Raw genomic sequence first — 9,678 nt, 5'->3', positions numbered from 1 at the left:
CACCCGTCCGCCGCTAACCTTCCAGAACAAGTTCTGAAAGATTCGCTCGACTTGCATGTATTAGGCACGCCGCCAGCGTTCGTCCTGAGCCAGGATCAAACTCTCCATGAAAGTTGATTTAGCTCATTTTGTTACGTTGGCTTCATTTCGTAAGAAATGAATATTATTGTTTGTTGACGTTTTTGTTTGTTTAGTTTTCAAAGAACAAAGTCATCAGAAGCGACAAGAAATATAATAACATATCCTTCAAAAGTATGTCAACAAAATTTCTAAATTCTTTTTGACAATTACCTTTTCTCGAAGGAGCTTTATTAATATATCACTTCTATCTGTAAACATCCACATGTAAAATTATCCAGCTGCCTCTATTCATTTGTTTTATTTTCTGTAAAGGATCCTTCATAATCCGGAAAACCCTCACATAAAATGGACAAGTAAGGATTGTCCTAGGGGGTTATGAGCTTGATATCGACTGATAAACAATTGGTACTAGTATTTAAAAGAGTATGAGAAAAACATGGTTAACTTATTGCTGCTTGATAATCGGGGCCAGTATGCAAGGAATGGCAATGTCCTTATTTTTATTTCCTCACTCTATTCCATCTGGCGGGGCTGCTGGAATTGCCATTTTAATGAATCATTGGTTTCACCTCTCATTAGGCTTTTCCTTATGGATTGCTAATATCGTCTTTTTATTCTTTGCAATTCGTTATTTTGGTTTTACTTGGACGTTTAAAACCATCATTTCAGTTGCCACTACATCCTCAACTGTAAATTACTTAACACTGTATGTCCCGCATATCCATGTTCATCTATTATTGGACCTGCTAGCTGGAAGTGTTTTTTTTGGGATTGGTGTAGGAATCCTTATTCGAGCTGGCGCATCCAGTGGTGGTATGGTCATTCCTGCCTTAATGATTGCTACTTACAAGAACTGGAGCCCCGGGAAAGTGATGATGGGCATCAACCTTTTAATTTTCTTATTAACCGCCTTAGTTATTGATTACAAAATTGTCATTTTCGCAGTTATTTGCCAATTTTTTTCAACTAACATCATTGATTATATATATGAACTAAAAATTCATAAGATTAGCTTTCTAACGGCTAATTGGCGTAAAAGATAAGAAGATCCTCTATAGAATCTTCTTATCTTTTAGATAGCTTATTACTTTGTCGACAGATTGTTCAATCGACATTTTATCAGAGTCGATGATAATTTGTGGCTTAATCGGTGCTTCATAAGGGGATGAAATCCCTGTGAATTCAGAGATTTCACCTTTCCGTGCCTTTTTATATAGTCCCTTTGGGTCGCGGTCTTCACAAACAAAGATCGGACAATTTAAATAGATTTCAATAAACTCACCTGGTTCAAACATATTCCGGACAAGTTCTCTGTCTTCTAGGAATGGGGAAATAAAAGCAGTACATACTATTTGCCCACTGTCGACAAACAGTTTTGCTACTTCCCCGATTCTGCGGATATTCTCTTTCCTGTCCTCTGGAAGAAAGCTTAAATCACGGTTTAATCCATGACGGATATTATCTCCATCCAGTACATAGCTTCGATAGCTTTCTCGAAATAACATCTGATCAACTGCATTTGCCAGTGTAGATTTTCCTGATCCGGACAAACCAGTAAACCAAAGAACGCAGCTTTTATGTCCATTTAATAGATGACGATCTTTTTTTGATATGGTTGTGTGATGCCAGGTGATATTATCTCTTTTATTCATTCTCCTACACCCTTTAGTTGTTTTGGCAGCTAGCCAATTCTTGAGTTTTCATTTATATACGTTTCCTTCATGCCTTGGATAAGGGTTTCCACTACCTCTGGCCTGCTGAATTCCTTTGGAGGATGAACCCCATTACTCAACATTCCTCGGACAGCTGTCCCCGATAAAATTACATGATATCCCCGGTCATGAGGACATGTTTTTGCAGACGCCATGTTTTCACATTTTTTGCAGTAGAAGCTATGTTCGAAGAATAGTGGCTTAATTCCTAATTCCGCTTCTGCGAAGTGACTGAAGATTTTTTGAGCATCATAGGTCCCATAATAGTTTCCTACACCTGCGTGATCTCTTCCAACAATAAAATGTGTACATCCATAATTTTTCCGGACAATGGCATGAAAAATCGCTTCCCTGGGTCCGGCATAGCGCATGGCAGCTGGAAAAACAGACAAGAAGACTCGGTCTTGTGGATAATAATTTTCGAGTAATACTTTATAGCTTTTCATTCTAATCTCACTTGGAATATCGTCAGCTTTTGTCTCACCAACCAATGGATTTAAGAATAACCCATCAACAATTTCTAAAGCTGATTTTTGAATATATTCATGTGCTCTGTGAACAGGGTTTCTCGTTTGAAAACCAACAACCGTTTTCCACCCTAGCTCCTTAAATTTCTCTCTCGTCTGCATAGGATCTAAATAAAAACTTTCAAAATTATCTTTTTCCAGTCTTTTGATAAGGGTTATTGGGCCTGCAATATAAATATCGGGACGTTCAAACAGCTTTTTAACACCAGGATGGTGTGGATCAGTGGTTCTATAGACTCTGTCGGCTTCTACCTTCTTATCCGGCTTATACATTTCCTTTACTGTCATTACACCATAAATGGCATTACCGTGAATTAAGTTGATGGTTTCTCCTATTTTAAGCAGTTTTGCTTTCTGAGGCTCCACAGCTAACGTAATTGGGATGGACCATGGAAGTCCGTTAGATAGTCTCATCTTCTCAACTACAGAATCATAATCCTTCTTTTCCATGAATCCTTCTAACGGGCTATACGCCCCATTTGCAATCAATTCTAAATCACTTAACTCCAATTTACTTAGTTCAACAGAGTTACGAATATTTTCTTTTGAAAAATGAACGTCGATACGATTAATTAATTTGCCACCATGCGGCACACTCTCACACATAACTTTTTCCTCCCTTGGCCTCCCAATTATTAGGTCAGCATGTTATTGGATTTATCTTTATCCTTCATGGAGGCCACATTCTGTTTTTGTATTTCCGGCCCAGCGCCCTGCACGAAGATCTGCCGTATCGGTAACAGGCTGAGTACACGGGGCACAGCCGATACTTGGATATCCTTGGTCATGCAAGGGGTTATACGGAAGATTATTTAACGTAATATAGGTCATGATATCTTCCCATGACCAATGGATAAGAGGGCAAATTTTTACTTTATGAAATTTCTCATCCTTATTAATATATTGAGTATTTTGCCTTGTAAAGGATTGATCTCTTCTTAAACCCGATATCCATGCCGAGACATTGTCTAGGGCTTCTTTTAAGGGAACTACTTTTCTCATATGGCAGCATAAATTGGGATTATGTTTCCACAGTTCATCACCATACCATTTTGCCTGGTCCTCGAGACTCGCCTTTGGTTTTAGCATTGTGATTTCGAGTGTTGGATAACGTTCTTTAACCTTATCGATTAATTCATAGGTTTCGGGAAAATGCAGCCCGGTATCAAGAAAAATAATCTTTGCCTGTTTGTTAACTTTATAAATTAAATCGATTAGAACAATCCCTTCGGCGCCAAAGCTGCAGGAATAAACAATATCATCCTTATACTCCTGATAGGCCCATTTTAAAGCATCTAAGAAATCTGGTTTATTGTTCATAAAGGAGGCTATTTTCTCTTCATCCCAATTTTCATACGTTAACAGTTCTGACACTCCTTAGCCCTCCATTCATTCACTCATTTACACTTCTAATGTCATACATTGATTGTTTTCGACAATGATTTTATTCATGTTATTAATGTCGCCATAGTTCACATAAGAAACTAGCCCCCGAATCCAGGATCCGTGCCCGAAAATTAATACATTGTGGTAGTCCTTGTATTTTATTAAAAATTGGGCAATTCGAGCTTCGAAATTCTTTAAACTCTCACCTAGAACTAGTTCCTTGGGATTTTCAATCCATTTATCACCATACTCATTGAGGAGCTTACTCTTTGGAACTCCCTCAAATGGACCAAAATCCAACTCATCTAATAATCCCTCAGTTTCAGGGAAATACCCATAAAGATGAGCGGTTTGGTGGGTTCGTTTCAGCGTACTGGCCAATACCAAATCAAACGGCTTGTTTTCGAGGATTTCCTTATTTTGTTTTATCTTTTTTGCAAACTCCTCTGTAACAGGTGCAAGGTCTATGTCTCGTCTTCCTTGAAGCCATGTTTTTTTATTCCATTCTGTTGGAAGGTGCCGTATCAAGGTAAGGTACATTTTATGCCTCCAAAAAAAAGGTTTCACTTCTAAGTCCACGACGCTGTGATTCCAATACCAGTACATCGTGTAGTTTGACATTTCCTAAATTGACATTAGGGCCAATTTCTTTTATAAAATACATTTGGTGCTTTGCAGATGGAGCTTCAAAAATAATTTTACGCGCATCTAAATCCGTCAATAATTCCTCGACTAGGTTGGATTTAACAGCTCCACATTTATCGTAAATTCCAGATGTACCGGAATCCCGGCCTTCCGTTATAACATAATCACATCCAGCATCGAGCAGCACTTCTATTTCCTTTTTCCAATCAGTAATAGGCATTTCATTATTAGAATCCTTTGAACCGACCTCGGCAATGACATGAAAATCATTTTTTATTTGCGAAATCAGCTTAAGCCTCTCTTGAAGTGGAATATCCAAGGTTCCATTGGATATCTCAAGCCATTCGATTCCTAAACTGTTTAAGTAGGCTAAATATTCCGGAATCTTATTTTGGTAATAGCATTTCTCAAATAAGGTTCCGCCACAATACGGTTTAATTTGATATTCCTTATAAAGATTCACTTTTTCCCTTAAATTGGGGGTAACATAGGCAGATCCAATTCCAATTTTGGCAATATCAACGATGTCGCCATAATCGGCTAAAATATTTTTTAACTCCCCGAGTGGGGTCCCGAAATCAATAACAGAAGTCAAACCGTACGTTCGATTTCCGGAAGTCCTTTCCGGCAATGTTAAAAAATTCATAGGCAATGCGCCTCCTCTATTTTTCTAGGATAGATTATTCAAAAACTGGGTTATTGTGTTAACAATGGGCTATTACAACCTGTAATTAGGCATTTGTCATGTATAAACATTCATCTAGAACAAACAATATAAAGGCTTAATTTTATAGTTAGGGGTGTACATCCTTGCCAAAGCAAAAACATAAAGGCTTAACGATAGCAGCGATCGGTTCTATCCCGCTTATTTTGGTTCTGGGGAACTCGATGTTGATCCCTATCCTTCCAAGCATGAAAACAGAACTGAATGTAACTCAATTTCAAACTAGTTTGATTATCACCGTATTTTCGATTGCAGCTGCAATCTCTATACCAGTCTTAGGTTATTTATCCGACCGATTTTCTCGAAAAGCCGTCATCATTCCTGCACTAATTCTGTACGGCTTGGGCGGGCTTTTAGCTGGTGCGGCAGCTGCTTGGTTTTCTAGTTCCTATACATGGATATTAGCCGGAAGGATTATGCAGGGAATTGGTGCAGCAGGTACAGCCCCAATTGCCATGGCCTTAGCAGGCGATTTATTTAAGGGCGCCGAGCAAAGTAAGGTATTAGGGTTAGTAGAAGCTTCCAATGGGTTTGGTAAAGTAATCAGCCCCATTATTGGTTCGTTATTAGCCTTACTCTTTTGGTATGCGGCCTTTTTTGCCTTTCCGATTTTTTGCTTCCTATCCGTTTTATTAACCATCTTTTTTATTAAAGAAAAAAAGGCCGAAAAAGAGCCTCCTCCTATTAAAAAATATGTTAAAGGCCTTGTATCTGTCTTTAAAACAGAGGGACGCTGGTTGTTTGCCGCTTATTTAACGGGAGCCTCTTGTTTATTTACACTGTTTGGGATTTTGTTTTATATCTCTGACATCCTTGAGAAAGACCATCATATTGACGGTCTATTAAAAGGGGCTATATTAGCAATTCCACTTTTATTTATGACCACGACTTCCTATATCACCGGAAGTAATATCGGCAAGAACATGAGTCTTATGAAAAAATTAATTGTCATTGGCTGTCTATTAATGACCGCTTCCTTTGCGTCTTTAATGTTTTTTACCAAATTATTACCGTTCTTTGCAGTACTAGTGGTCAGCAGTATTGGCACGGGCCTTGTACTTCCCTGCATCAATAGCTTTATTACAGGCTCTGTTCCATCCGATAGAAGAGGATTTGTTACCTCATTATACGGTTCCGTTCGTTTTTTAGGGGTAGCAATAGGCCCGCCAATCTTTAGTACATTAATGGAATGGTCTAGATCTGGAATGTTTCTTTCCACAGCCGGATTAACGTTATTATGCGGAATTCTTTCCATGATGCTAATCCATGTCGCTAAAAAGAAACCAACTGAAGAAAACGATTCACTGTTTGAGAAGCTGCAACTCACGTAAAATCTGCCCATCCTAACATAGATTGAAAAGGAGAAGATTTCATTGCAAATTTATTTTTCACCCGAGGTCATTACCCCGGAATATCAAGTTTTAAATGTGGTTGATGGAAAAAACAAGGGAGTCGGAAATGTGGCCTTCCTATTTGCTGAAAAGAAACTTTATGTATATGGCATTTTGGAAGAGGATGAAGTGGGAGCTGACTTTAAAGATTTACTTACCCCTTACATTAAAGGACTTGCAAAAGCAAAGCCTGGACTCGATATCTTTTCTTGTGTGTATGTGGGATGTAAAAAAATCAAACTAAATGAAGAAGAAAAATAATTATGATTCCATAAATGGTTGACTCAGAAATGAACTGGGTCATCTTTTTTTGGGGCAAACTAGGTGTGTAACAAGGCAGATAACTACTTCATAATTTATTTTTGTAAGTAATTTTCTTTGGAGTGTTGTCTAATGAGCGTTGGAATTATATTCATGGGACTGGTGATTGGTTTTATGGTCGGGTTAACAGGCGTTGGCGGTGCAGCCTTGTTAACACCGATTCTGATATTATTGGGGATAAATCCATCTATTGCTGTGGGGACGGATCTTTTCTACAACTCCATTACAAAACTCTTTGGATCTATTCAGCATTGGAGACAAAAGACCATCAACCTTCAAATCGTCAAATATTTAGCGATTGGAAGTATTCCTAGTGCGGTTATGGCTGTTGGTCTCCTTCACTTATTTGATTCTTATTTTCACAATCAAGAATCGGTTATTAAACATGCACTTGGCTATGTTTTGATACTGGTGGCATTGTCTACTCTGTTTAAAACGTTTATAAAAAATAAAAATAAGTGGAATCATCTGCAAATGAAGCCTCTTGAGGAGAAACGGGCATTAACGATTGGCTTAGGGGCAATATTAGGATTTATTGTAGGATTAACTTCGATCGGCTCCGGCTCATTATTTGCCTTAGCTATGATTTTTCTTTACCGATTAAGTCCATCTGAGCTCGTTGGCACAGATATTGCCCATGCTTTCTTCTTAGTTACAGCAGCAGGAATCCTGCACGCCGGAATGGGCAATGTTGACTATTTCTTAATGTTTAATCTTCTAACTGGCTCCATTCCAGGCGTGATTTTAGGAAGCTCCTTATCCTCCAAATTCCCCGCAAAACCATTAAGAGCCCTTATGGCCCTAATGATTTTAATTAGCGGATTTAAACTGATTTAATAGTCTGTCCTTAAACCAATTCATTTTTAAGAAAAAACATGTCCTTCTCTTGAAAATATCAACATATAATATGGTGAAACGGATTTTCGGGAGGTAGCTATGTTTATTATCTTAGAAAAAGCAGTTTTGGGGATGGCCTTTTTACGGTTATTATCTGGAAGTATCGAGATATTTGCAGCCATTTTAATGCTAAGGTTTAATTCAGTTGAAAAAGCATTAATGATTAATTCCTCACTCGCCCTTGTTGGTCCTATTATCTTAATTTTAACAACTACAATAGGATTAGTAGGGATTGTTGGTGATATATCAGTCATGAAAATCGTATGGATTTTACTTGGGGTTGCCTTTATTTTAATTGGAGTAAAATCTTAATTAGAGATCCTTTTTTGCCTATTAAAGGAAAAAGCCTATCAGATTCGATAGGTCTGATAGGCTTAGTCATTTTCTTGTCTTGATCGGTCTTGTGGGTTTAGCATGTTTCCTCGCATATTACTATATGGCACAGGCGAACGGAGAAGAACTAATTTAAAATCTAGAGGATTAAACGGGATAAATGGATATAAATAAGGAATATTCATTGTTTTTGTTACGACTAAAAGTAGAGTCCAAAACGTTATTCCTATTATCAAACCAGGTACTTGTAGTACTGCTACCATAATTAAAAAGAAAACACGGAATATGCGGTTAGCTAGGCTTAATTCATAACTAGGTGTTGCAAACGTGCCTATTGCAGCAACAGCAACGTATAATACTACCTCATGGGTAAATATGCCGACTTGCACCGCTACATCTCCGATAATGATGGCCGAGACGATACCCAGAGCGGTAGCAAGGGCATTCGGAGTATGGATGGCAGCCATTCGCAAAATCTCAATCCCAATTTCCGCGATAAGGAACTGCCAAATGAGGGAGATTTCACCATGGTCTTTTACTCCAATAAATTTCCAACGTTCCGACAGGAGCTGCTCATTGGTTGCGTAGGTATACCATATTGGTAAGAGAAATAAAGAGGCGGTAACCGCAATAAATCTTGCAAATCGTAAGAATGCCCCTACTAAGGGCTTTTGACGATATTCCTCCGCATGCTGCAAATGATGCCAATAGGTAGCTGGACAAATCATGACGCTAGGTGAACCATCGACAACGATAAGAACATGCCCTTCCATTAAATGAACAGCACTGGTATCCGCTCTTTCCGTATATCTAACTAATGGATACGGGTTATAGTTCCTGCCAAATACAAATTCTTCTACAGTCTTCTCACCCATGGATACCCCATCAATTGAAATATCCTCAAGTTTTTCTCTTAGCATTTTCACGTTTTCCATATCAACAATACTGTCTATGTATACTAATGCTACATCTGTCTTAGAACGATTTCCTACCTGTACATATTCCATAACCAACGAGCGATCTCGTACACGCCGGCGAATTAAAGCAAGATTAAATACGATTGTTTCCACAAATCCATCACGAGGTCCACGAACCACTCGTTCAATATCAGGTTCCTGAGGTGAACGGATCGGATATTCCCGTGAATCTATCAGTACTACTTTACTGCCTTGTTCCACAACCAAAGCAGTCTGTCCTGCAAGAACTTGGGCAATTACTTCTTCTAGATCGGGCGAAGTAACTACTTCAACATGTGGTATAAACGTTCTAACAAGCTCGTTTATAGGATCATCCTTAAATTCCTCTGGTTTTCGCTTTTCTATTTCCTTCATTATTAAAAGTAAGATATTTGCCTGTGCGAACCCATCCACTAGGAACAGGCTCATTTTATGGCCTGCATAATCTATCTTGCGATGGATAATATCAAAGCTTTTCCCTATACGCAACTCTTTTTTCAAGTACTCGATATTTTCTTCATATGATTCCTTAACCGGAATTTGAATCCCCTTTTTTCCCAACCATGCCAACTCCTAAAATAATTCATTATTGATATTTTGCGGCAAGTTGCAGGGTAATATACCCACTACTTCAATAAGTATCTCATAGAGACAAAAAAAGCCAATCCTAAAGGATTGACTTTTTAATGCCTGGCAACGTCCTAC

11 protein-coding genes and 1 rRNA gene are annotated in these 9,678 nt (G+C 38.4%); 5 read left to right on the top strand and 7 right to left on the bottom strand.

The annotated features are described in order from the left end of the window. Positions 1–111: ribosomal RNA gene (locus V7077_RS25500) — 16S ribosomal RNA — on the bottom strand; the annotation flags it as partial. A gap of 395 nt (positions 112–506) precedes the next feature. Between V7077_RS25500 and V7077_RS25495 the strand changes: the two genes are divergently transcribed. Beyond that, positions 507–1,124 (top strand): YitT family protein, encoded by a 618-nt coding sequence (locus V7077_RS25495; protein ID WP_335507156.1) that lies wholly within the window; start codon positions 507–509, stop codon positions 1,122–1,124. 9 nt (positions 1,125–1,133) lie between these two features. Here the strand turns inward: V7077_RS25495 and cysC are convergent, their stop codons facing one another. Genes cysC through V7077_RS25470 form a run of 5 tightly spaced genes read right to left on the bottom strand, consistent with a single transcriptional unit; the run spans position 1,134 to position 4,997 of the window. Then, complete coding sequence (gene cysC, locus V7077_RS25490) at positions 1,134–1,733, bottom strand: adenylyl-sulfate kinase (RefSeq protein WP_335507154.1); 600 nt, start codon at positions 1,731–1,733, stop codon at positions 1,134–1,136. A gap of 29 nt (positions 1,734–1,762) precedes the next feature. Then, the gene (gene sat / locus V7077_RS25485; protein WP_335507152.1) at positions 1,763–2,926 is read right to left on the bottom strand and encodes a sulfate adenylyltransferase; all 1,164 of its coding nucleotides are present in this window, start codon (positions 2,924–2,926) and stop codon (positions 1,763–1,765) included. 57 nt (positions 2,927–2,983) lie between these two features. Then, positions 2,984–3,694, bottom strand: a complete 711-nt coding sequence (locus tag V7077_RS25480) for a phosphoadenylyl-sulfate reductase (RefSeq protein WP_420489709.1) — start codon at positions 3,692–3,694, stop codon at positions 2,984–2,986. Positions 3,695–3,721: 27 nt separating this feature from the next. Further along, positions 3,722–4,246 (bottom strand): histidine phosphatase family protein, encoded by a 525-nt coding sequence (locus V7077_RS25475; RefSeq protein WP_335507150.1) that lies wholly within the window; start codon positions 4,244–4,246, stop codon positions 3,722–3,724. 1 nt (position 4,247) lies between these two features. Then, a complete protein-coding gene (locus V7077_RS25470) occupies positions 4,248–4,997 on the bottom strand; it encodes a phosphosulfolactate synthase (protein ID WP_335507148.1) in 750 nt (249 codons plus the stop codon). 164 nt (positions 4,998–5,161) lie between these two features. On the opposite strand from V7077_RS25470, the gene V7077_RS25465 reads away from it, so the two are divergent. The 4 genes from V7077_RS25465 to V7077_RS25450 all read left to right on the top strand — a co-directional run bounded on the left by V7077_RS25465 (position 5,162) and on the right by V7077_RS25450 (position 7,996). After that, positions 5,162–6,406, top strand: a complete 1,245-nt coding sequence (locus tag V7077_RS25465; RefSeq protein WP_335507146.1) for an MFS transporter — start codon at positions 5,162–5,164, stop codon at positions 6,404–6,406. Positions 6,407–6,448: 42 nt separating this feature from the next. After that, complete coding sequence (locus V7077_RS25460; RefSeq protein WP_335507144.1) at positions 6,449–6,727, top strand: hypothetical protein; 279 nt, start codon at positions 6,449–6,451, stop codon at positions 6,725–6,727. A gap of 132 nt (positions 6,728–6,859) precedes the next feature. After that, positions 6,860–7,624 (top strand): sulfite exporter TauE/SafE family protein, encoded by a 765-nt coding sequence (locus V7077_RS25455; RefSeq protein WP_335507142.1) that lies wholly within the window; start codon positions 6,860–6,862, stop codon positions 7,622–7,624. Positions 7,625–7,723: 99 nt separating this feature from the next. Next, entirely contained in the window at positions 7,724–7,996 is a 273-nt protein-coding gene (locus V7077_RS25450; protein WP_176541400.1) for a YqhV family protein, read from the top strand. Positions 7,997–8,058: 62 nt separating this feature from the next. Here the strand turns inward: V7077_RS25450 and V7077_RS25445 are convergent, their stop codons facing one another. Continuing rightward, positions 8,059–9,534: a spore germination protein gene (locus V7077_RS25445; protein ID WP_335507140.1), complete on the bottom strand. Its 1,476-nt coding sequence runs from the start codon at positions 9,532–9,534 to the stop codon at positions 8,059–8,061. Positions 9,535–9,678: the final 144 nt, after the last annotated feature.

Origin of the sequence: Neobacillus vireti, assembly GCF_036962465.1 — a bacterium.
Lineage (GTDB): Bacteria > Bacillota > Bacilli > Bacillales > Cytobacillaceae > Neobacillus > Neobacillus vireti_B.
This window is presented reverse-complemented; position numbering and strand designations above follow the sequence as displayed.